This is a genomic window from Paraburkholderia sp. BL27I4N3, from assembly GCF_003386115.1.
GTDB lineage: Bacteria > Pseudomonadota > Gammaproteobacteria > Burkholderiales > Burkholderiaceae > Paraburkholderia.
In genome coordinates this window covers 3,846,238-3,869,486 of sequence record NZ_QREJ01000001.1, presented here as the reverse complement: position 1 = coordinate 3,869,486, position 23,249 = coordinate 3,846,238, and the positions used below count along the sequence as shown (strand labels likewise).

Here is a 23,249-nt window from a genome sequence, read left to right as displayed (position 1 = left end):
TCATGACTGCAACAGAACTCGACACGCTGGAAAACGATCAACTGATTCTCGACATGCTGGACCGCTTTCTCGAAACCGAGGTGCGTCCTTATGTTCACCAACTCGATCACGACGATATCTATCCAGCGGAGATCGTCGAGAAGATGAAGGAGATGGGTCTGTTCGGCTGCATCATCGATCCCGAGTATGGCGGGCTGGGTCTGTCGACTCGGACCTACGCGCAGATCGTCGCGCGCATCTCGCGAGTGTGGATGTCGGTGAGCGGCATCATCAACTCGCATCTGATTCTCGCAATGCTGGTGCAACGCAATGGCACGCCCGAACAGAAGAGCAAATACCTGCCGAAGTTCGCCACCGGCGAATGGCGCGGCGGCATCGGCCTCACCGAGCCCGATTGCGGCACCGATCTGCAAGCCATTCGCACGACCGCCAAACGCGTCGGCGACGAATACATCGTGAACGGCAACAAGACGTGGATCACCAACAGCAAGCACGGCAACACGCTGGCGCTGCTGGTGAAGACGGATACGACGGCGCAGCCGCGTCACCGAGGGATGAGTTTGTTGCTGGCGCAGAAAGGACCGGGATTCGAGGTTAGCCGTCAACTCGAAAAGCTCGGCTACAAAGGGATCGATACGTGCGAGTTGTCGTTCAACGACTACCACGTGTCCACGGATGCGCTGATTGGCGGCGTGGAAGGAAAGGGTCTGCAGCAGATACTCGGCGGCCTCGAACTCGGCCGTATCAATGTCGCGGCGCGCGGCGTCGGCGTCGCGCAAGCCGCGCTCGACGAATCGGTCAGCTATTCGCAGCAGCGCAAAACCTTCGGCAAACCCATCTGCGAACACCAGGCGATCCAGCTGAAGCTCGGCGAAATGGCCACGCGCGTCGAAGCCGGTCGCTTACTGGTGGACGCCGCCGCGAAGAAGTATGACCGCGGCGAGCGCTGCGACATGGAAGCGGGCATGGCGAAATACTTCGCCACCGAAGCCGCATTGGAAAACAGCATCGAGGCCATGCGCATTCACGGCGCGTACGGCTATTCGAAGGAATACAACGTCGAGCGCCTGTATCGCGACGCGCCGCTCCTCACGATCGGTGAAGGCACCAACGAGATGCAACGCATCATCATCGCCAAGCAATTGATCGAACGGAGCCCGGTATGAGTCTGCCTCTTTCAGGCGTGCGCGTGCTCGCCATCGAACAATATGGCGCCGGGCCTTTCGCTACTCAACATCTCGCGGACCTTGGCGCGGAGATCATCAAGATCGAGCATCCGAGCAATGGCGGCGACGTCGGCCGCGCGGTGGGCCCGTATTTCTTCGGCGAGGGCGATAGCCATTTCTTCGAGGCGTTCAATCGCAACAAGTGCAGTCTCACGCTCGATCTGAAGAAGCCCGAAGCGCGCGCGGTGCTGCTGGACCTCGTCGCGAAGAGCGACGCCGTGTTCAACAATTTGCGCGGCGATCTGCCGGCAAAACTCGGGCTCACTTACGCGCAACTTTGCGAGGCGAATCCGAAGATCGTGTGCGGGCATCTGTCCGCTTATGGACGAACCGGCAGCCGCGCGGCATGGCCGGGCTACGACTATCTGATGCAAGCCGAGGCGGGCTATCTATCGGTCACCGGCGAGCCTGATAGTCCGCCGGCGCGCTTCGGCCTGTCGATCATCGATCTGATGACCGGCACGACCGCGGCGATGGCACTGCTCGCCGGCCTCGTCGATGCGAAGACGTCGGGCAAAGGGCGCGACATCGACGTGAGTCTCTTCGACGTCGCGCTGCATAACCTCGCCTATGTCGCGACGTGGTATTTGAACGGCGGTGTGGTGACGGGGCGCGAGAACCGCTCGTCGCACCCGTCGCTCACGCCGAGCCAGTTGTACAAGACGCAGGACGGCTGGATCTTCCTGATGTGCAACAAGGAGAAGTTCTGGGGCGTGCTCGCCGAAGTGATCGACAAGCCGTCGTGGGTGACCGATCCGCGCTTTTGCAACTTCCAGGCGCGTCTCGCGAATCGCGATCTGGTGCAAACCGAACTCGACGCAGTGCTTTCGACGGCGACCACGGCGCAATGGCTCGAACGCTTCGGCGGCCGCGTGCCGGCCGCGCCGGTGTTCAATGTCAAGGAGGCGCTGGAGAATCCCTTCGTCGCCGAACGCGAATGCGTGGTGGATGCCGAGCATCCGCGCTTCGGCAAGGTGCGCGGCGTGGCCGCGCCGGTGCGGGTCGACGAGCCGCTGCCGACACGTGCGGCGCCGGATCTTGGGCAGGACACGCAGCGTCTGCTCGACGAACTGGGGTACGGCGCGGAAAGGATCGCTTTGCTGAGGGAGGCGGGTGTGGTGCAATAAGGCCGGGCGGGCAACCGTCCGCCCTCTCACTTTTTTGCACATCCAGATGGCCACGACAGTCCTTGGGCAACAGCCGCGCTATATGCAACTGGCACAGACGCTCCTGAACGAGATTCAGGGCGGGCAGTTTCCCATCGGCACGTTGCTGCCGACCGAGTTCGAACTGTGCGAGCAGTTCGGCGCGAGCCGCTTCACCGTGCGGCAGGCGATCAAGCAATTGGAGCAGCGCGGTCTGGTGGACCGGCGGCCCGGCATCGGCACGCGCGTGAAAGCCACGCAGAGCGAGACCGCGTACCGTCAGGTGATGGAGCGCCTGAGCGATCTGCACCGTTATACGACCGACACGGAGTTGGAGATCGCGTCGACGCAGACAGTGGAGATCGACGACCCGGATCTGATCGAGCGGCTCGGCGCGAAGCCGGGCGAAACCTGGTTGCTGGCCGAGGGCATTCGTCTGTCGCCGGAGAGTGTCGAGCCGATCTGCCACACCGAGGTGTATATCCACCCGGCGTTTCGCTCGTTGACGGGCCTGAGCGGCCGGACGCATGTGCCGATCTACACGATGATCGAAAAGCAGTTCGGTGAGCAGATCACCGAAGTACAACAGGAAATCCGCGCGGTCGCGCTGCCGGCGAAACTGGCGCAGCGTTTGAATGCGAAGCCGCGTTCGCCCGCGCTGTGGTTGTGCCGCCGCTATCTGAACCGGCGCGCGCAGGTGGTCGAGCTGACGATCAGCGTGCATCCGGCGGATCGCTACAGTTATTCCGAAACGTTTCAACGCGACTGGCACGCGAACTAGCAACATCGCGACGCGTGCCGTTCAGGAGAAGAACATGGACGCACGCAGTTATCTGTTCGTGCCGGGCGACCGCCCCGAGCGCTTCAGCAAGGCCCTCGACACCGGCGCCGACGCGGTGGTGATCGATCTCGAAGACGCCGTAGCCCCGGCGGCCAAGCAAGCTGCGCGCGAAGGCCTGCAACGCTGGCTATCGACGACAGACCTTACGCGGCTGATCGTCCGCGTCAATGCGGTAGGCACGCCGTGGCATATCGATGACGTGGACATGGTGCGCGCGTCCGGCATTTCCACGATGATGTTGCCGAAGTCGGACAGCGCGCGGCAACTCGCCGATGTCGCCGCACGGCTGCCATCGCAGATGCGAATCGTGGCGCTGATCGAAACCGTGGCGGGCGTAGTGGCAATGCGGGAAATTGCCGGCTCGCCGTCGGTCATGCGGCTCGCTTTCGGCACGGTGGACTTTTGCGGCGATGCCGGCATCGAAGGGCTTGGCGTGGAACTGAACTACGTGCGCTCGCAGATGGTCATCGAATCGCGCTATGCGGGTCTGCCCGCGCCGATCGACGGTGTGACGCTGGAACTCGACGATCTCGCGCGCCTGACGGAGCATGTGGCTACTGCGCGGCGCTTCGGCTTCGGCGGCAAGCTGTGCATTCACCCGCGACAGGTGGATCCGGTCAACAGCGGCTTCGCACCGAGCGAAGACGAGCGGCGCTGGGCATCGCGCGTTCTAGCCGCTTCTCGCGAGCATCCGCAAGGCGCGTTCGCGGTGGACGGCAAACTGGTGGACCGGCCGGTCATCGAGCGAGCGCGGCGGATTGCGGAGTTCGACGCGCTCGTCCCGTGACGCCCGCGCGACGCTCACCGCCTCAAATGATCCAGCGCGTCCCTCAACGGCGCGCTGGAGATGACGATCGGCCCCGTAAACGGCGTATCCAGATCCACAATCACGTAGATCGCCGAAGCAATCGACACCGCGCCCAGCGAAATCGTGACCAATGCCAACGCGTTGCGCGGCGCGATCAGGCCGAAACTCAGAAAGATCACACCCAGCCAGAACGTCAATGTCTTGAGAAAAGGCTGGGAAATCGAACTGTGCGCTTCCTCGATGAGCTTCCATCGCGCATCCACGACACGCCGGTATTGCTTCAGCCCGTCATCGAGCGCGCGCTGCCGTAACGGGTCGGGCATCCGTAGCGCCCGCAACTCCCGGCCCACGGCGCTCAGCATGTCGCCGAGCCGCACGCTTTCCAGTTTCTGCGAGTTGTTTTGCGACCCTATGTCTTTCGGATAGTCGCCAGTGGGCGGCGTTTCGGCAGGCCACGTCGATGCGATCGCCGCGGCGGTGTACTGGCGCAACAAATGCCGGGCCGGTTCGGTTTCCGTGCCGTAGTCGCGCAAGGTGGTGTCGAACTCGATCAGATCGGCCGCGTAGGCGCGCAAGTCGTTCGAGGCGGTGTCGAAGCTGGATTTCGCGGACGCCGTCATCAAGCCGAGTACCAGCGCGGCGAACGTCACCAGCATGCCGATCACCAGCTGGATCAACTGCACCGTCTCGTGCGCCTTGTGCTCTTCGGGCAGGAGGGGGCGCACGCACACCCCGGCTGCGGTCACGAGGAGCAGAAGAACAAAAACCACCACCGCCGAGCCTATTTCCGACATCGCCGTGCTCCGTGGATACATCCCGCCACTTTCCATCAAGCGCCGCCCAGCGAGAACCCGGGTAGTCCCGCAATGCCCCGTGCGAATCGCCCTTCATATGCACCCGTATGTTGATGTAGCGCAAGCCCATGCGCCAGCCACCATAAAGTTTTTCGAGATTGAGCCGTAGTCCTTATATGTGGCGTTCGCTTAAATTTAGACAAGAGTTGCGGACCTGGCCGAACGGGCTTGGGGCGCAGCACGCGTGGCCGAGGCATCTACTGAACATTCGGTCAGGCAGCCCAACGGAGACAAGCCCGATGTTAAAAAATCTGTCGATTCGCACCTGCCTCACCCTGATGATCGTGTTCTTCGGCGTCGTGCTGCTGTTCGGCGCCGCCGCCGGCTTGCTGTCGCTGCGTTCGAGCAATGCTTCGCTGCAGCAGATGTACACCGTGGACACGCCCGCTGTCGCCGACCTGGAAGGCAGCGCCGGGCAGTTGTTGCGCCTGCGTCTCGCGCTGGCGACATACGCATCGCTCGTCGACCTGAACGATCAGGACGGCGCGAATGCCGTGCTCAAGCGTTTTGATCAATACCAGAAAGCCTCCAACGACCGGCTTGCCCACTATTTGAGCCGCGCGAGCACGGACGCCGACGAACAACGCCTCATCAAGGACATGCAGGACAAGCGCGACACCTTCCTGCACGAAGGCGTCGATCCGGCGCTCGCCGCGCTCAAATCCGGCGACAAGACGACCTTCCAGCAATTGCAGGCGCACAAGCTGCCGTCGCTCTACAGCGCGTACGAAAAGGCGATGCTCACGCTCGAACAGTTGCAACTCGATCACGGTGCGCAACGCTATCAGGATGCGCAGGATCTGTTCTACGCAATCTGCATTGCAGTGGCGATCGGCATGGCCGCATCGCTGCTGGGTGCATGGATCGGCCGCGCGGTGCTGGTGCGTGCCATTGTCCGTCCGGTCGACGCCACCATCGCCCAGTTTCAGCGCATCGCCAATGGCGACCTGACCGGCCAGATCGTCGTGGGCAGCCATAACGAAATGGGCCGTCTCGCGGCCGCGCTGCGCAAGATGCAGGAATCGCTGATCGCGACGGTGAACTCGGTGCGGCAAGGCACGGAATCCATCGACACCGGCGTGAGCGAGATTGCCGCAGGCAATACCGATCTGTCGCAACGTACCGAGGAACAGGCCGCGTCGCTCGAAGAAACGGCGGCGAGCATCGAACAGCTCACCTCGACGGTCAAGCAGACGGCGGACAACGCGAAGCAGGCCAGTTCGCTCGCGCAGGGCGCGTCCACGCTGGCCGCGCAAGGCGGCGATCTGACGGAGCAGGTGGTGGGCACGATGCACGGCATCGTCGACGATTCGCGACGGATTGCCGACATTGTCGGCGTGATCGAAGGGATCGCGTTTCAGACCAATATTCTGGCGCTGAACGCCGCGGTTGAAGCTGCGCGCGCCGGCGAGCAGGGGCGCGGCTTCGCGGTGGTGGCGAGCGAGGTGCGCTCGCTCGCGCAACGCAGCGCGGCGGCAGCCAAGGAGATCAAGGACTTGATAGACGAATCGACGGCGCGCGTGCAGGCCGGTTCGCAACTGGTGCAACGCTCGGGTTCGACGATGACCGAGATCGTCGGCGCGATTGCGCGCGTGAGTTCGATCATGGGTGAAATCGCGGCGGCTGCTCTGGAGCAAAGCACGGGCATCGATCAGGTCAATCTCGCGGTCGCGCAGATGGACGAGGTGACGCAGCAGAACGCCGCGCTGGTGGAGCAGGCAGCGGCTGCCGCGAGTTCGCTGGAAGAGCAGGCGCGGCGGTTGACGTCGGCTGTGTCGGTGTTCCAGACCGGCAGCGGTGCGGCGTCTTCGTCTTCGTTTGCCGGGCGGCGCGGCAGTTCGGCTGCTACGCCGAACACGGCCGGTGCAGGCGAACTTGCGACGGCGTAGCATCAGCGGTTACTTTACGCCGCGGTCTGTTGAGTCTTCCGGACAAGCCGCACCGGGGATAGCGACGGCTCAAGGTCGGTGGTGGTGACGCGACGGCGCGCGGAGTCTTAGCGACGCAACGCGTCGCGCGGACAAGCGATCGTTACTGCATGGCCGCATAATATTTCGCCACGCTGTCGATCTCCGCGGGCGTCATTTGGCGCGCCACGTTGCGCATCTGTTCATTGATGTCGTTGCGCCGCGCGCCGGAAGCAAAGGCGCGCATCTGCGCGGCGAGATAAATCGACGACTGCCCGCCGAGCCACGGCGCCGCGCCCTTGCGATCGAGTTGTCCATGACACGCGGCGCACGGCGCGATATTGCGCTGCGGATCGCCCTGCATGGCGAGTTTCACCGCGTTCGCATCCGGTCCGACGCCAGTGGGCAGGGTTTCCGCCGCGGGCGCTCTCGGCAGCGACGCGTAGTAAGCCGCCAGATCGTGCAGATCCTGATCGCTGCGCGCGGCGATGATCGGTTGCATGATCGCGTTCTGGCGCACGCCGTTCTGGTAGTCGCGCAATTCCTTGTAGACCACATCGGCATATTGGCCGGCCAACACCGGCGCGGTCACCTGCACCGTGCCGAGTACGCCGTGGCACATCGAGCAATTCTGCGTCGCGATCGTCGCGCCACGGCCGATCGAATTCGCGTCGGCCCGCACGCGCCGCAACGGCGGCAGGACCACGACGTTACTAGGCGCCGGACCGGTGAGATTGCTGCCGCCATACCAGCTCGACGGCGCACCCGCGGCGCTGCAGATCGTCGCCCACAAGCCGCGATCGCCGAACGACTGGCTTGCCGAAGGCAGCCAGATGAAGCCGATCAGTATTCCCACGATAGCAATCGCAATCGTGCCGCCCACGCTCACGGTGAACCATGGGTTGCGCAAGCTGAAGACGCGTTCCTGATTCATCGCTGCGCTCCGACGACGACTGCCGGCACGGAGGTCTGCGGCAATCTGAGCAACTGCACGATCGGCACGCTGTAGTTGACGACTGTGAGTCCGATCATCAACGCCACCCACAAGCCGAAGCTATTGAGCGCGGCCGGTACACGGTCCACCGGTTGCGCCGCGCTCGCAAAGCGGAAGACCTGCTGCTGAACCAGTGGACCGAATTGCGACTTCACGAGGATGTAGATGAACAGCACGCCGGACGCCACGAGAATCAATCCGCCCACCGCCGACATGCCGACCCAGAACGCCTGGGACTGCAAGCCGAGAGCGTTGTAATCGTAGTAGGCCATGCGGCGCGGCGCGCCGAGCAGGCCAACGTAATGCCATGGCAGCGTCACCACCATCATGCCGATGAACCACAGCCACAGTTGCGTGCGCACCAGCTTCACCGACACGATCGCGCGGCCGGTCAGTTGCGGCCACAGCTCATAGGCAATCGCGAAGTACATGATGACGATCGCGCCGCCGAAAATCAGATGAAAGTGCCCGGTCACCCACTGCGTGTTATGCACGGTCGAGTTCAACTGATAGCTCATGTTGATCAACCCGCCCGCGCCGCCGAGACCGAGCATCACGAATGAAAACGCGATCACGAGCATCATGGGGTTCTGCCAGGGCAAGGCGGTCAGCCAGCCGAATGCGCCCTTGCCGCCGCGCAATCTGCCGGCGATTTCGACCGACGCGCAAATCGTGAACACCGTCAGCAGTGTCGGCACCGACACCATGCCGGTGAACACGGCATGCAGGAATTTGAAGCCGGAGCCGACCTGCGGATCGACGAACAGATGGTGGATGCCGATCGGCATGGCGAAGACGAGGAACAGGATGAACGACACGCGCGCCATCGAATCGCTGTAGAGCCGTCCGCCGATCGCGCGCGGCACCAGCGTGTAGTAAGCGATATAGGCGGGAATCAGCCAGAAGTAGACGATCGCGTGCAGCGTCCATGAGAACAGGATGCGCGAGAGGCCGGCGTCGATCGTGTTGGTCAGGCCGAATGCGACCGGCAGGATCTGGAACAGGATTTCCAGCGCCGCGCCGACGGCGGTCCATGCCCACAGATACGCACCCGCCACGTTGGCGAACATCGCGAGCGGCACCGGCTTGCCAGGATTGGCGCGTTTCCAGATGCGCAGATTCACATGCATCAGCGCGACCCAGATCCATGAGCCGACCACCACCAGCACCACGCCGAGATAATAGAACGGGCTGCCGATCATCGGCGGATAGAAGGTGTAGAGCACCGAAGCCTGGCCGAGCGCCACCGGCACCATCGCCATCACTGCGCCGACGGCCAGCATGATGAACGCGGCCCACGCCCATTTGAGACCCACGAGACGTTGCGCGAGAGCCAGCTCGACGATCGCGTAGCCGAAGCCCATCGACACGAGGGTGGGCATCACGTAGGCCATCACCGAACCGTGCGCGGTCACCGAGCGATAGTAGAGCTCGGGGTCGCCGACCCACGGCAGGAACGGGCTGCGCACCAGCATCTGCCAGGCGCCGAGCAGCAGCGCGATTAGAAACGCAATGAAGGCGAGCCAGAAATGCGCGAGAACGAGTCGCTTAGCGTGAAACACAGCTCAGCCTCCGTGATTGTCGGGCCTGCTCGAAGAAGGTGGCTTTGTCGATGACTTTCACATGTGCCCACATGGTCTGATGGCCGAAGCCGCAGAACTCGTGGCACGGCATGGTGTGATCGGCGGGCGCGTCGAAACGCGTGTTGAGCGTGGCGACGTAGCCGGGCACGACCATCGTGTTGATGTTGGTGTCGGTGACGAGCAGGCCGTGCACGACGTCGGCGCTGGTGGTGCGGATCGTGATCGGCGTGTCGGCGGGCACCAGCAGGCATTGCGGCGTGAACGAATACTGCTGCGCGATAAAGCGCAGGACCACCGAGCCGTCCGGCTCGACCGCGCTGCCGAGATTGTCTTCGACGAATTCGCCGGACAGTTGCAGGCGCGACGGATCGATCGTTTCGACGCGCGAGGGCGGCATCATTGCCCAATGCAGCCCGGAGAACACGATGACGGCTAGCATCAGCACGATCAGCGCGACGGCGAAAATCGCCCAGCGTCGTTCGGCGCGTATGGCTACCGCGTGGCCGCCGCCCGGTTGATGATTGGAATCGGTCGACATGATCAGTGAACGACGCCGCGCGGCAGAAACACGACGAAGTAGAAGCCGAACCAGATCGCCATGACGATCAGCGTGGCCACACCGGCCACGGCGATCGCGCCATGCGGGCCGGCCGCGACGACGCGTTCCACTTCGCTATCGGTCGGCGGCGCGCTGCGGGTATCGTTCGCTTCCATCTAAAGGTTCTCCAATGCAGCGCATCAATGCAGCGGCGCGTTGCGCAACTCGTTGACCTGGCGGGACGTCACGGGCTGGCCGTGATTGCCCCACGCAGTGCGGATATAGGTGACCACGGCGGCGGCGTCGGTGTCGTTCAGTTCCTGCCCGAAAGGCGGCATGCCGTACGGTTCCGGATTGCGCATGGTGCCTGGCGGGAATCCACCGTTCAGCACAATGCGGATCGGATTGACCGCGGAGTCCATTTCGATCGACTGGTTGCCGGCGAGCGGCGGGTAATGCTGCAGTTTCCCTTCGCCTTTCGCGCCGTGGCAGAGCGCGCACTTGTCGGCATAGATCTTTTCGCCGAGCGCGAACACGTTGGTATTGGTAGGCGCCGACGGCCCCGACTTGCGGCCGCTCTTGTCCGGCAAGGTCTTCAGATAAACGGCCATCGCCTTGACGTCTTCTTCGGTCATGTACTGAAGGCTGTGGTAGGTGACTTCGGCCATTGGCCCGTACACGGCGCCGCGATCGGAAATGCCCGCTTGCAGCAGATCGACGATGTCCTTGATGCTCCAGTCGCCGAGGCCGCCGTCCTTGTCCGAGGTCAGCGACGGCGCGTACCAGTTCTGCACCGGAATCAGTCCACCCGCGAACTGCTCGCTTTGCGACGATCCGCCGAGCATGTTGATCTTGGTGTGGCACATCGTGCAGTGCCCGAGCCCTTCGACCAGATACGCGCCGCGGTTCCATTCGACCGATCTGGTCGGATCGGGCTGGAACTCGCCCTCGCGGAAATACAGCGTACGCCAGCCATAGAGCAGCTTGCGCTGGTTGAACGGGAAGCGCAGCGTGTGCTTGCGGTTCGGTTCGCGGACCGGGGTGACCGTCTTCAGAAACGCGAAGATCGCGTCCGAGTCTTCACGCGTCACCTTGGTGTACTGCGCGATCGGCATGGCCGGGTAGATCAGCGTGCCGTCCGGCGTGCGGCCGGTGCGCATCATCTTGAAGAAGGCGTCCTGACTCCACGTGCCGATGCCGAACTGGGCGTCCGGCGTGATGTTCGGCGAATACAGCGTGCCGAACGGCGTTTCCATCGCGAGGCCGCCGGCGAACAGTTTGCCGCGCGGCGCCGTGTGACAGGCGACGCAGTCGCCGGCGCGCGCGAGATACTCGCCGCGTTTGACGATGTCGGGGCGCGTGTCGGCGCCCGGCGCGGATGCCGTGGCGGTCTCGGCGGCGCGGGCTTCGGCGATCAGCAGGGGCGTAGGCGACGCACGCAGAAGCGCGGCGCTACCGGCCACGATCAGGCCGCCGACCAGCAGACCGGACACGAGCGATGCGGGCGCGCCACGGCGCTTCATCACGGCAATCAAAGCGGCGCGCAAAGTGCCCGGAGAGCGGAAGGTCGGCTTCATTGCGGTTGGCTCCCGCAGGCGAGAGGCAGCCGTTCCGCGGACGCCGGTGCGGGCCGCGGATCGGCCGGACGCGGCTGGCGCGCAAGCCAGCTCGATACCGCGGTGATGTCTTTGTCGGTCAGCTTGACCGCGATCGAATGCATGCAGTCCGGCGCCAACGCGTGCCGCGTGCCCGAGCGCCAGGTGCCCATCTGTCCGGCGATATAACTCGCGTGCAGACCGAGCAAGCCGGGAATACCAGGTTGCGTGCCGGTCATGCGCGCGCCATGGCACGCAATGCATGCCGGTATCTTGCGGGCCGGATCGCCCTGCGTGACGAGGCGCCGTCCGGCGGCGAGCACGGCAGGCGCAACGTTGCTTTGATCGGCATTGGGGTAGGGCGGCTGCAGATCGGCGAAATACTGGCTGATCTTGCGAAGGTAGTCGTCGGGCAGGAACGCGAGCAGATAGCCCATTGGCGGATAGGTGCGGCCGCCGTCGCGGAACGCGGTCAACTGATTGAACAGATAGTCGGCCGGTTTGCCGGCAATGCGCGGAAAGTAATCGTTGTTCAGGCCTTGGCCCTGCACGCCATGACACGAGGTGCAGGCACGCACACGCTCGTCCATGGCCGATGGCATGGCGCCGGACGCGTCGGCGGCGAATGCCACGCCGCTCCACATGACGTAAAGCGCAAACAGAACCGACGATCCGATAGTTCGACGATGCACGCCAGGCCTCGATTGGGGAACGTTCTTTGTTCTCGATTATCTCTCGCGCATTCGCACGTGGATTCGCATGCGAAGCCGACAGATGATCTATGTCCACTCTGCCGATATTTTTCTTGTATAGCGACTGCAAGAACAGCGAATCGAAACGGACTTGTTCTGGACGGCGAGTGATGATTCGCTACGGCGATGCGATTGCTTTATATAAACAACGATCTGCCTGAATGCGCCGGTGGGTGGCGGCTTTCGGGCTGCGGGAATTAACGCTTGAAACGTTCAGCAGCGTGTATGAGGTTGCAGGATTTCGGTCGACGCGTCAATAGCAAACACAAGCTCGTTCGACGGGATACCTGATCATGATAGGCGTCGATTAGAGGGCTTTCAACATTTCCCGCGCGGTTCGCCTCGTCCGCCGACGTTATCGCGTGAATGTGATTGTTTGATGATGAGGCACGAGCGTCTGCGAGACGGCGTGAGCCCATCATCCATGAGTCAACTGAAAAGTGCCTTCAAGGCCGCGCGAGCATTGCTGACGAGTTCGCTTTCGCCTATTCGCCCAGGCAACAGATGAAACTCGACGGCGGGCAATGCGGGCAAGCCCACGCTCGCCGGACATGCCACGACGCCGCCGCCAATCGACGATTCGTTCAGGCAGGAAATGCCGAGCCCGGCCTTCAGCGCGAGTTGCAAACCGGACACGCCCGATGCGGAGTGCGACACCACGTACGGCACCTTGTGCTCGTCCAGCAGCTTCACGACGAAGCGCTGCAACTGGCAGCTCGACGGCAGCAATACGAGTGAATAGGGCGTGGCCGGCCGCGGACCTGAATCGGCCGCGCTGACCCACAGCAGTTTCTCGCGCCGCACAACCGTGCTTTGCGCGCCGGCGCGCCGGCCCGCGGCGCGCGTGTTGTCCGCCACGAGCCGCAGTGAGAGTCCGATGTCGAACGACGCATCGTCGCCCGCATTGCTGTCGATCACCGCGCTCGGCTGCACGGTGACGTGCAGCTTCAGGCGCGGGTGCTGTTCCGAGAACGTTTTGAGAATGCGCGCGATGTCGTGCGGGCGGTAGTAGTCCGTGATGGCGATACGCAGTTCGCCGTCGAGCGAGCGGCCTTGCAGGTCTTCGAACGCGGCTTCGCTCATGGCGATGATGCGCCGCGCGTGGTCGAGCAGCCGGCTGCCGGCCGGCGTGGCGCTCACGCCCTGCTTGCTGCGCACGAACAGCGGCTGGCCGGCGCGCTCCTCGAGTTTCTTCAACTGCTCGCTCACGGAGGACTGCGACAGGAAGACCCGCTCCGCGCCGGCCGAAACGCTGCCCGATTCGGCGACGGCGACAAAGGTCCGCAACTGCGTCAGGTCAAATCCACGTTGGCTCATGATTCGGCATATCCGATGGAGGTCATCTGAATTTCCGGCTTTTCCGATGGAAAGCCCAGCCGTAGGATACCCCCAGATTCTTTGCGGAGGGTGTCATGGGGAGCGAAACAATTGCGGGCTTAGGGTTATCCGGCGGGCTGACGGCAAGTCATCGGTGGAAAGTGCTGGGTGTCGGCTTCGCCGCGAACGCGAGCTTTTCGGCTGCGTTCTCGGGGATTCCGACGACAGCGGTTTTCTTGCGCTCGGGTTACCACCTCGGCAACGAGGGGCTGGGCCTCGTGCTCGGCATGCTCGGCCTCGGCATCGCGGTCAGCGAATTGCCGTGGGGGCTCTTGACCGACCGCTGGGGCGACCGGCGCGTCCTGCTGCTCGGACTGCTTTCGACCGCGGCCGCGTTGGCTGGCCTGGCGCTGTTCGTCGTGCCGTCTGGTGCGCACGTGCCAGGCGTGATGGCGCTCGCGCTCGGCCTGTTGCTGGTCGGACTGTTCGGCGGCAGTGTCAACGGTTCGAGCGGCCGCGCGGTGATGGCGTGGTTTCGCGAGGGCGAGCGCGGCCTGGCCATGAGTATTCGCCAGACCGCGGTGCCAGCGGGCGGCGGCGTCGGCGCATTGCTGCTGCCGGTGCTCGCGTCGCGCTTCGGTTTCGCGAGCGCCTATGGCGTGCTGGCGCTCGCCTGCGCGATCACGGCGGGGTTCGCGTGGCGCTGGTTGCATGAACCTTCTCATACCGGAGCGGATGGTGCCCGTGAAGTCCGCGACACGGCCGCGGCGAACGGTGTGCCCGCCAGGGTCTCGCCATTGCGCGACATCGGCATCTGGCGCGTGGCGCTCGGCGCCGGCGCGTTGTGCGTGCCGCAACTCGCCGTGGTGACGTTCGGCACTGTGTTTCTCCACGATTTCAGCCGCGCCGGCGTGCTGGCGATCAGCGTGACGATGGTCGCGGTGCAAACGGGTGCTGCGATCGCGCGGGTCTGGAGCGGCGGCTGGACCGACCGGCGCGGCAACCGGCGCGGCTACATGCGCGCCTGTAGTCTGCTGACGGCGGTGCTGTTCGCTTCGCTCGCGCTGCTGACGGGTCTCGCCCGCATGAATCACACGACGATGACGGCCGTGTTCGCAGTGATGGTCGTGCTGGGCGGCGTGAGCGCGTCGGCATGGCACGGCGTGGCGTTCACGGAACTCGCCACGCTGGCTGGGACGAGCCGTGCGGGCACCGCGCTCGCGATCGGCAACACCTGTGTGTTTCTTGCGCTGTTCCTGACGCCGCTGGCGATTCCGCCGCTGTTGTCGATAGGTTCGTGGCCGATGGTATGGGCGGTGACCAGTGTATGCGCGCTGATCGCGTTGCCCGTGTTCCCGCGCGCGGCACGAGAAACCAAAGTGAGGACGGCGCGCGCTTGCGACGCAACCTGACGAGCCGCGGCGCCGGTTGTTGGCCATGCGAAGGGCGGGCGCGGCGGGTTCCTCAAGCGGTTTGGGTCAGACGGTGCATCGGAATTCCGCGGCGAATGATCGAGTCGCCAAGTTCCGCCGAAAATGCGCGGCTCAAAAAGACGAATTATTCATTTTGCGTATTTAGATTTTCTTCTTCTGATAGATCCGCGATGGGTTATTAGTTTCTGTGCAGGATTCGGAGCGCTCCGATTTTCGTAATGTTTGGGCGGTGATTTTATGGCTGCCTTGGCGCGCTGTGCGTTGCCAAGCCGGCCGTTAAGGCAGACGTAGAGTCGTTCGGATTTTTCTGCGTATGCGCATTCACTCCTACAACAAACGAGAGAAAATCCTGGTGAATATTCGAATTATCCTGGCGGACGATCATCCATTCGTTCTCCTTGGCGTCCGTGCCGCGTTGGAAATGGAGGCCGGCGTCACCGTCGTCGATCAGGCGACGAATCCTGTTTCGCTGATCGAACGCCTGCGGAGCACGCCCTGCGATGTGCTCGTCACCGATCTCTCGATGCCGGATGTTTCGTTCGCCGTGAACGACGGCTTCAATCTCGTGAGACGAATCCGCGGTGGCTGGCCGCAATTGCGCGTCGTGGTGATGACAACTCTGACAAACCCCGCGATTCTTCGCGCCATCGTGTCGGACGGCGCCGTGAGCATGGTCGGCAAAGCTGAGTCGATGGACGAGCTCCGGCAGGCGATCATGGTGGCTCGAGATGGTCACGCGTACCTCGGCCGTTCCATCATTGAAGCGCTAGCCCGTCCACACGATCCCGAATGCGAACCACCGCCAACGCCGCGTTTAACGGGCAAACAGGTCGAAGTCGTCAGGCTGCTGGTAAGCGGCCAGTCGATCTCTGAGATTGCGACCGCGCTCGGCTGTGATCGGCGCACGGTCACTCGGCAAAAGCGCGAGGCCATGGCGAAACTGGGAGTCACCAATGATCCCGGTCTTTTCTCTTACGTGCGCGCCTATGGAATTCTTAATTTTTAATCGCATATCTAAGTAATTTATTTTTCGAATTAACCGAGGTTGTTTCGGAGCGATCTTATGGTTATTCTCGAAGAAGTATTTAATGATCGCGAGAAGAGCCGTCTTGTTCGTGGAGAGGCAGCAGTCAACTTAGGACGGAGGAGAAATAGAAGATGCGCGACACCGCTGAGGTAAGCACACCCGTTCGCGCGATCATCGCGGACGATCATCCATTGGTGCTGCTGGCGATCGAAAACCTGATGAACGGCTATCCGAATATGGAGATCGTCGGCCGTGCAGCCGACGCCACTGAACTCTTCGCGGAAATCGATCGCTGTTCATGCGATCTGGTGCTCATGGATCTCTACATGCCCGGCGGCGCGGATGGCGACGGACTGGAAGTCGTCAGACAGTTCAAGACACGGTACCCGGGCATCGCGCTCGTCGTACTCACCATGGAAACCGAGGCGGCCGAACTTCAGAAGGTGATTTCGCTCGGCGTCGAGGGACTCATGAGCAAGCGCGACCGGATCGACCTGATTCACGTGGCCGTCATCACCGCGCTGGCGCGCGAGCGCTATGTCGGGCCTGCGGTGCGTGCATTGATCGCCGACGCAACGGTGACCCAGCGGCTAGATTATGTTCGGAAGATTCTCTCGCGCCGCGAACTCGAAGTGTTCACTCAATATGCGTCAGGTTACGGCGTCACTGAGATCGCCGCGCGTTTGGAGCGCAGCGTCAAAACGATCAGCGCGCAGAAGTGCACTGCCATGCGCAAGCTGGCTCTGCGCAGCGACGCGGAACTGTTTCGTTTTGCCGTCGAGTACGGTGTGATCCCTGAGGAACCCATGTCGAAGCGGTGATGAGCCGCTGATAAGTCAGTGATGTGTCGCGCCGTCGCGCGGCGAATAGAAGATGCATTGGCATCGCCTGGGGAAGCACACCGTGTGCAGGGCATGTCAGTCGATAAGACAACAGAAAATGAGACAGAAGATCCGTGTCATCATCGCAGACGATCACGACTGCGTTCGCGTCGGCGTCAAGCGCGTGTTGCAAGCCGCGCCGAACATCGAATGTGTCGGCGAAGCGGCCGATACGCACGAACTGGCGGAATTGCTAGACGCCCGCGCGTGCGACGTCGTCGTTTCCGATATCAGCATGCCGGGCATTCATGGCGGCAGCAACGCGGTGTCGTTTCTGCGCCGCTTGCTGCGGGGCCAGTCGCATCCATGCGTCGTGGTCCTTACCATGATCTGCCACGCACATATGCTGTCCGGGCTGTTGCATATCGGCGTGAGCGGAATCGTCGATAAACGCGAGACCGTCACAGCATTGATCGACGCGATCGAGGCCGCTTTTGCCGGGCACATCTATCTGTCGGAACACGTGCGGGTCGCGATCGACGCGGCCGACGCGCCGCCGCAACTACGCGCCGGCATGCTGAGCGCACGCGAGTGGGAAGTATTCCAGCTTTATGTGCAAGGTCTTGCCGTCCATGAAATCGCGGTGCGGCTGCAGCGCAGCGGCAAGACCATCAGTACGCAAAAACGCAGTGCCATGCGCAAGCTCGGGCTGGAAACGGAGGCCGACCTGATCGACTACGCGCGGCAGATCGGATTGACCTGAGCTGATATCTGGCGAGCATATTGCACTGCGCCGTCGGCAAGTGATTTTGGATAACCAGGAATTTAGGAGTGTTCTGATTGGTTGCGGGAGGTTGCCGTCTCATAGTTCTGAATTCACTACGGCTTTATTCCGTGCTCTCCTGATGAAAGCAGTCGTTTCGTCAAGCTGAGCGATGCCCGGGCCGTGAGAATACAGGCAGATTTGTGGCGGCAATCGTGCAATGCCGTCTGCCTGGCGGACAGAACCAGGAGGCGGCATGGATGCATTAGGTAAGCGGTTGTTGGTCGAGGTTGTCGGAACGGCGTGGCTGGTGTTCGTCGGTTGCGGCAGCATCGTATTGAACGTCGGTGTGATCCAGCAGGCGTGCGGCGTGCTGGAAGTGGCACTGGCATTCGGCCTCGCCCTCGCTACAGCCACCTATTGCTTCGGCGCCGTGTCCGGCGGTCATTTCAATCCCGCTGTCACCGTAGGTTTCACGGTCGCGCAACGTTTTCCGGTCAGGGATCTGCTCCCCTACATCGCGTCGCAAATTCTCGGTGCGATCGTTGCCGCCGCGCTACTGCTTTACGTGGCGGGCGGGCGTCCCGGGTTCGATCTGGGCGTGAGCGAGTTCGCGGCAAACGGCTTCGGCGACCATTCTCCCGCCGACTATCAGATGCATTCGGCGCTGGCCATCGAGTTCGTGCTGGCCTTCGGTTTTGTCACGGCAAGCCTGTTGGTCGCCCACAGGCGAGACATGGCGCCGATCGCGCCGCTGGTCGTCGGCGTTTGCCTGGTGCTGGTCTATCTGGTGTCGATTCCGGTTACCAACGGCTCGGTCAATCCCGCGCGCTCCACGTCCCAGGCGTTGTTCGTCGGCGACTGGGCGCTGGACCAGCTTTGGCTGTTCTGGGCTGCGCCTCTGTCGGGCGGTGTCATGGCCGGGGCGCTGTTCTCGTTTCTGCACGGCAAGGCTGACGACGCTGCCGCTACGCTCGCCGACGGGCGCGGCGAAGTCGCCTGAGTGTCGCCGGTGCCATCATCGTGTCCGCCGTCAATTTCGTGTCGGGCGTTGCAATGAGGCGTTTGCTTGGACGCCTCTCGCTGTGTCTGTTCGCTTGGCTCCTTGTCGTCGCCGCGCAAACAACAGCCGTTGCCCAATCGTTCGACAATCGCTCGAACGCTCAGGTTGTCGCCAACTTTCCCGCGAAACTAACCGTCGGCGTTCTCGCTAACAGTTGGCTGCCGTTCGACGCGATGCAAGACGGTCAACTCACCGGCATGAGCGTCGACTATCTGCGCGCCGTTGTCGGGCCGAACGTGGTCATCGAAGCCAAGGTCTTTCCGGACCTGACGCAATTGCTCGCGGCCGCCTGCGCCGGACATGTCGATTTGATGATGAGCCTTGCCCGCACACCTGAGCGCGAGCGGTGCCTGAGTTTTACCGCGCCTTATTTCCGTTCGTCCTCGTCGGTCGTGGTGCGCCGGGACAGTAACAGTTATGCGAATTCCGCCCAGTTAGCGGGAGCGCGCATCGCAATAGAAAAAGGCTTTGCGCTCGAGCGTGTGACACGCGAGCGCTTCCCACGCGCCCAGATCGTCACGTTTTCCGTGACGCGCGAGGCACTCGCCGCCGTGATCCAGGGCGACGCGGACGTTTATCTCGGCTTCACTACCGCCGTGCAATATGCATTGTCCACCGACGAGTTTCGTGGCTTGCGAGTGGCGTTCGAGGAGAACGCCAAAACCGCCAATTTGCGCTTCGCGGTGCCGCGGAACCAGACTGCATTGCGGGACAAACTTGATCAGGCGCTCGCGTCGATGAACCCGGCCGACGACGCGGCTATCCGCGCGCGCTGGCTATCCGGCAACTTCGACGCGAAGCCTTTGCCCACCGTGCCAAGTCTCGCGCTGACGCCGCAAGAGCAGGCGTGGCTTAGTTCGCTGCCGCCGTTGCAGGTCGGTTTCGATAACAATTGGGCGCCCTTCAGTTACGTCAACGGTTCTGGCCGGCCCGCGGGCATTGCCGCCGACTATCTGACGTATCTTAGTCGCACGCTCGGCGTCGTGTTCAATCGCGCCGACACGGCTGACTGGCCCGCTGCGATCGAATCATTTCAGCGCGGCGAACTTGCGATCCTCGCCACTGCTTCGAGTCACGATCCCCGCCTTTCGAAGGCGCGGCACACCAGTGCGTACGAGCACTATCCGCTGGTGCTCATCGGGCGAGAGGACGAACCGGCGGCTCGCTCGCTGAACGATTTTGCGTCACGCCGCATCGTCGTTTCGTCGCATGTCGGCGGGTCGGTTACGCTCCCATTCCAGCGAATTCCGCAGGACCACGTGGTAGTTGCGCCCAGTCTCGACGACGCCCTCAAGATGGTTGAGTCCGGCGAGGCGGACGTTCTGGTGGGCAACGTGGCCGCCGCCGATATCCTGCTCAAGCAACGGTACAGCGGTGTCCTCAAGATCCTCGGCACGGTTGGCGATTCCGACGCGCTCGACTTCGCCGTGCGCCCGGACCTGAGCCCACTCGCCGGGCTGATCGACCGTGCGCTGCTGGCGATGCCGCCCGCGCAAAAGCAACGCATCCGGCAGAAGTGGGTCACCGGCAATGCACCGGGGGCCGGCACGTGGAGCGTGACCGCGGTGCGTCTGCTGCCGGTGCTGATCGGCGTCTGCGTCGTGCTGCTGATCACCCTGCGTGCCTATCTGTTGCTGCAGCGCGAAGTCAGGTTGCGCAAGACAACGGAGCGGGAACTGGAACTGCAACTGAATTTCCAGGAAACCTTAATGAAGACGGTACCCTATCCGCTCGTCGCCAAGGATCTCGATGGCCGCTATATCGCAGTCAACGAAGCCTATGAGCAAGCTTGCGGATTGGGCCGCGAGGCGATCGTCGGACGAACCACCCTGGAGGTGCAAACGTGGGGCGAGGCCAACAGCCGCATCCTGGACGAGATGACCCGCGAAATGCTGAACGGCGGCGAGACTGCGCAGGTGGAGTTGCAGTTCGAGCGCGACGCGGGCAACGTGCGGCATGGGCTTTTCTGGACCCGTATCTGTCGCCGCAGTGACGGTCAACCGGCTTGCGTGCTCGGCACGATGGTCGATATCACCGACATCCGGCGCGCCGAAATGCGTGCGCGCGAGACCGAACGGCGCCTCTTCGACGTGACGCGCTCACTACCGGCGGTGGTATTTCAACTGCGCCGCACCGCGGACGGCACGTATTCGTTTCCGTATATCGGCGGAGACACGCGTCATCTGCTGGGCGTGCGAGACGGTTCGCAGAGCAGCAGCGATCACGTCGATTTCCAGCGCGTGTGCGAGGAGGATAGGGCGTTCGTGCTGGCTGAACTCGAACGCTCGGCGCACTGCGAAACGCCCGTGAACATGGAGTTTCGTTTCGCCGGCGACGAGGACGTCAAATGGGCGCGAGCCGAGCTGGTGCCGCGCCGCGAATCGGACGGAAGCGTTGTGTGGAGCGGTTACTGGGTGGATGCCAGCATGGAGCACGCGCGCTCCGACGAGCTTGCGCGAGCGCGCGATCTTGCCGAAGCGGCCTCGCGCGCCAAAGACGACTTCTTTGCCATGATGAGCCATGAAATCCGCACGCCGATGAATGGCGTGCTCGGTCTCGTGGAAGTGCTGGAGCGCACGCCGCTCAATACAGACCAGGGCGAAATGCTGGGCATGATCCACGAGTCGGCCGGCGCGCTGCTACAGATCCTCGACGACCTGCTGGACTATTCGAAAATCGAAGCGGGGCGGCTGACCATCGAGGCCGAAGCCATCGATATACGTGAACTGGTGGACAACGCTGTCGGTCTGTTGGCTGGCCGCGCCCATGAAAAGGGCCTGAAAGTGCGCGTGGATATCGGATCGGACGTCGCCGCCACACTGCGCGGCGACAGCGTCCGGTTGCGACAGATTCTCTTTAACCTGCTAGGCAATGCGATCAAATTTACGCCGCAGGGCGAGGTCGACGTGTGCGTGTCGGTCGTCGCGCAAGACGACGGCATTCAGACGCTCGAAATGATCGTAGAGGACACCGGGATCGGCATCGCGCCCGAGGTGCAGGCCAAATTGTTCGAGCCGTTCGTGCAGGCGGAATCGTCTACCACACGCCGTTTCGGTGGCACGGGCCTCGGCTTGACGATCTGTCGCAAGCTGATCGACCTCATGAACGGCTCGCTCAAGTTGCGCAGCGAACCGGGTAGCGGCACGCGCATGACCGTGCGGCTCGCCATGCCTATCGAGACGCAGCGCTATTCGGTCAACGGCTTGCGCGGCAAACGCGGAATCGTGGCAACCGGCGAGGCGCGCGTCGCGCAGGCCCTGATGCACTTTGGCGAGGCGCTCGGACTCGAGTTGCGCCGCGTCCCGCCTGATGCGCCGGAACTGCGCGATCGCGCCGCACTCGCCGAAACCGATCTACTGTTCGTGAGTGAAGATGTGACCTTGCCGGCGGAGATCAGGCCGCGCACGCGCGTCATCAGTCTGACCGAGAAGCCCAAGCCGACGGGCTACCGCATTCTCGACGACAACGTGCGCGTCAGCGTCAATCCCATTTCATGGCGCGGCCTTGGCGCCGCCTGTGCCGCTGCGATGACGGGCCTGCCGTCGGTGGCGCCGCGGTCGGCAGGCATGCCGCGTACGCCGGAAAGCGGCGCTTCGCCCCCAGATCGTGAGCGGGCCATTGCCAGTGGCCGGCTGATCCTCGTCGCAGAAGATCATCCGGTCAATCAGGAGTTGATCCGTCATCAGCTCGCGTTGCTCGGTTTTGCCTGCGACGTGGCGAACGACGGCGCCGAGGCGCTCGCCGCACTGGAGCATACGAGATACGGCTGTCTGATCACGGATTGCCACATGCCGAACGTCTCCGGTTACGAACTCACTCGCCGTATTCGTGAAAGTGAGCAGGGCGGCGCGTATCGCCTGCCCATTCTGGGTATCACCGCGAACACCGCGCCCGAAGACCTGAATCTGTGCCGCGACGCGGGCATGGACGATAGCCTCGTGAAGCCGACCCGGCTCGCCACGCTGCGTGATTATCTGAGCCGCTGGTTCGGCACTGACAGCGCGTGGCAAGCCGCGCCTTCGGAGGCCGTCAGCACGCCGGCGGTTGCCGTGCCGGATGTGCGTGGCGGCGCGGGACCGTTCGTGCCGGTCGACCTCGGGCACATGACACAACTGTGGGGCAGCGAGTCGACGGTCAAGGCTTTACTCGACTCGTTCGTGTCGTCCGTGCGGGAGGACGTGCAGTCGTTGTCGCCGTTGCTCGAGCGCGTGGAGTCCGAGCATATCGAGCTGGAAAGAGTACGCGAATGGCTTCATCGCGTGGCGGGGGCGGCGAGCGTCCTGCAATATCCGCCGCTGCTCACCGCACTCGAAGATTATCGCCGCGAAATCACCATCAAACCGCCGGAACGTGTGCGCGACGACGGGATGTTGTTAATCGACAAGTGCAATGCCATGCTGGACGGGATCGAACAGCAGGCCGCCTTGCTCGTATAAGTACGCTCCACGCATGTGTGCGCGTCGAAGCGAGCGCGCCTCTGCGGACGAGAGCGTGACAAATTGGCCAACCAGACAACCAGACCAACAGACGAAAAAAAAACGCGGCCGAAGCCGCGTTAAAGATTTGGAGACTTCCCTCGATG

The 23,249-nt window shown here is 62.9% G+C and carries 19 protein-coding genes; 11 read left to right on the top strand and 8 right to left on the bottom strand.

Going from position 1 to position 23,249, the window contains the following annotated elements:
* The first annotated feature begins 2 nt into the window (after positions 1-2).
* From B0G71_RS17430 to B0G71_RS17415, 4 genes are read left to right on the top strand one after another with little or no spacing between them, the layout of a single operon-like run.
* Positions 3-1,166, top strand: coding sequence for an acyl-CoA dehydrogenase family protein (locus B0G71_RS17430; protein ID WP_116143002.1), 1,164 nt, complete (start codon positions 3-5; stop codon positions 1,164-1,166).
* Positions 1,163-2,353 (top strand): CaiB/BaiF CoA-transferase family protein, encoded by a 1,191-nt coding sequence (locus B0G71_RS17425; RefSeq protein ID WP_106282078.1) that lies wholly within the window; start codon positions 1,163-1,165, stop codon positions 2,351-2,353. The genes B0G71_RS17430 and B0G71_RS17425 overlap by 4 nt, the downstream gene beginning before the upstream one ends.
* 46 nt (positions 2,354-2,399) lie before the next feature.
* Positions 2,400-3,152, top strand: coding sequence for a GntR family transcriptional regulator (locus B0G71_RS17420; RefSeq protein ID WP_106302037.1), 753 nt, complete (start codon positions 2,400-2,402; stop codon positions 3,150-3,152).
* A 34-nt stretch (positions 3,153-3,186) separates the two neighbouring features.
* Positions 3,187-3,999 (top strand): CoA ester lyase, encoded by an 813-nt coding sequence (locus tag B0G71_RS17415; RefSeq protein ID WP_116143000.1) that lies wholly within the window; start codon positions 3,187-3,189, stop codon positions 3,997-3,999.
* Between the two features lie 14 nt (positions 4,000-4,013).
* Here B0G71_RS17415 and B0G71_RS17410 read toward each other — a convergent pair whose 3' ends face one another.
* Positions 4,014-4,814, bottom strand: a complete 801-nt coding sequence (locus B0G71_RS17410) for a hypothetical protein (RefSeq protein ID WP_116142998.1) — start codon at positions 4,812-4,814, stop codon at positions 4,014-4,016.
* Positions 4,815-5,113: 299 nt separating this feature from the next.
* On the opposite strand from B0G71_RS17410, the gene B0G71_RS17405 reads away from it, so the two are divergent.
* Positions 5,114-6,763, top strand: a complete 1,650-nt coding sequence (locus B0G71_RS17405; protein WP_116142996.1) for a methyl-accepting chemotaxis protein — start codon at positions 5,114-5,116, stop codon at positions 6,761-6,763.
* 142 nt (positions 6,764-6,905) lie between these two features.
* Here B0G71_RS17405 and B0G71_RS17400 read toward each other — a convergent pair whose 3' ends face one another.
* The 7 genes from B0G71_RS17400 to B0G71_RS17375 all read right to left on the bottom strand — a co-directional run bounded on the left by B0G71_RS17400 (position 6,906) and on the right by B0G71_RS17375 (position 13,560).
* A complete protein-coding gene (locus tag B0G71_RS17400; protein WP_116142994.1) occupies positions 6,906-7,715 on the bottom strand; it encodes a c-type cytochrome in 810 nt (269 codons plus the stop codon).
* Positions 7,712-9,337 carry a b(o/a)3-type cytochrome-c oxidase subunit 1 gene (locus tag B0G71_RS17395; RefSeq protein WP_116142992.1) on the bottom strand — a complete coding sequence of 542 codons (1,626 nt, stop codon included), beginning with the start codon at positions 9,335-9,337 and terminating at the stop codon, positions 7,712-7,714. Before B0G71_RS17395 ends, B0G71_RS17400 begins: the two co-directional genes overlap by 4 nt.
* Positions 9,324-9,896, bottom strand: a complete 573-nt coding sequence (locus B0G71_RS17390) for a cytochrome C oxidase subunit II (RefSeq protein ID WP_116142990.1) — start codon at positions 9,894-9,896, stop codon at positions 9,324-9,326. Before B0G71_RS17390 ends, B0G71_RS17395 begins: the two co-directional genes overlap by 14 nt.
* A gap of 2 nt (positions 9,897-9,898) precedes the next feature.
* Entirely contained in the window at positions 9,899-10,072 is a 174-nt protein-coding gene (locus B0G71_RS41400) for a hypothetical protein (RefSeq protein ID WP_181916783.1), read from the bottom strand.
* Positions 10,073-10,096: 24 nt separating this feature from the next.
* Positions 10,097-11,473 carry a cytochrome c gene (locus tag B0G71_RS17385; protein ID WP_116142988.1) on the bottom strand — a complete coding sequence of 459 codons (1,377 nt, stop codon included), beginning with the start codon at positions 11,471-11,473 and terminating at the stop codon, positions 10,097-10,099.
* A complete protein-coding gene (locus B0G71_RS17380; protein ID WP_106282060.1) occupies positions 11,470-12,183 on the bottom strand; it encodes a c-type cytochrome in 714 nt (237 codons plus the stop codon). Before B0G71_RS17380 ends, B0G71_RS17385 begins: the two co-directional genes overlap by 4 nt.
* A 489-nt stretch (positions 12,184-12,672) precedes the next feature.
* Positions 12,673-13,560 (bottom strand): LysR family transcriptional regulator, encoded by an 888-nt coding sequence (locus B0G71_RS17375; protein ID WP_116142986.1) that lies wholly within the window; start codon positions 13,558-13,560, stop codon positions 12,673-12,675.
* 95 nt (positions 13,561-13,655) lie between these two features.
* Here B0G71_RS17375 and B0G71_RS17370 point away from each other — a divergent pair, with 95 nt between their 5' ends.
* From B0G71_RS17370 to B0G71_RS17345, 6 genes are all read left to right on the top strand, one after another.
* Positions 13,656-14,972, top strand: a complete 1,317-nt coding sequence (locus B0G71_RS17370; protein ID WP_116142984.1) for an MFS transporter — start codon at positions 13,656-13,658, stop codon at positions 14,970-14,972.
* Positions 14,973-15,306: 334 nt separating this feature from the next.
* A complete protein-coding gene (locus B0G71_RS17365; protein ID WP_181916782.1) occupies positions 15,307-15,999 on the top strand; it encodes a response regulator transcription factor in 693 nt (230 codons plus the stop codon).
* A 152-nt stretch (positions 16,000-16,151) separates the two neighbouring features.
* Positions 16,152-16,841, top strand: a complete 690-nt coding sequence (locus tag B0G71_RS17360) for a response regulator transcription factor (RefSeq protein ID WP_116142982.1) — start codon at positions 16,152-16,154, stop codon at positions 16,839-16,841.
* A 118-nt stretch (positions 16,842-16,959) separates the two neighbouring features.
* Entirely contained in the window at positions 16,960-17,604 is a 645-nt protein-coding gene (locus tag B0G71_RS17355; protein WP_116142980.1) for a response regulator transcription factor, read from the top strand.
* A gap of 256 nt (positions 17,605-17,860) precedes the next feature.
* Positions 17,861-18,607 (top strand): aquaporin Z, encoded by a 747-nt coding sequence (aqpZ, locus tag B0G71_RS17350; protein WP_116142978.1) that lies wholly within the window; start codon positions 17,861-17,863, stop codon positions 18,605-18,607.
* Positions 18,608-18,660: 53 nt separating this feature from the next.
* On the top strand, positions 18,661-23,103 hold the full coding sequence (locus B0G71_RS17345; protein WP_181916914.1) for an ATP-binding protein: 4,443 nt from the start codon (positions 18,661-18,663) through the stop codon (positions 23,101-23,103).
* Positions 23,104-23,249: the final 146 nt, after the last annotated feature.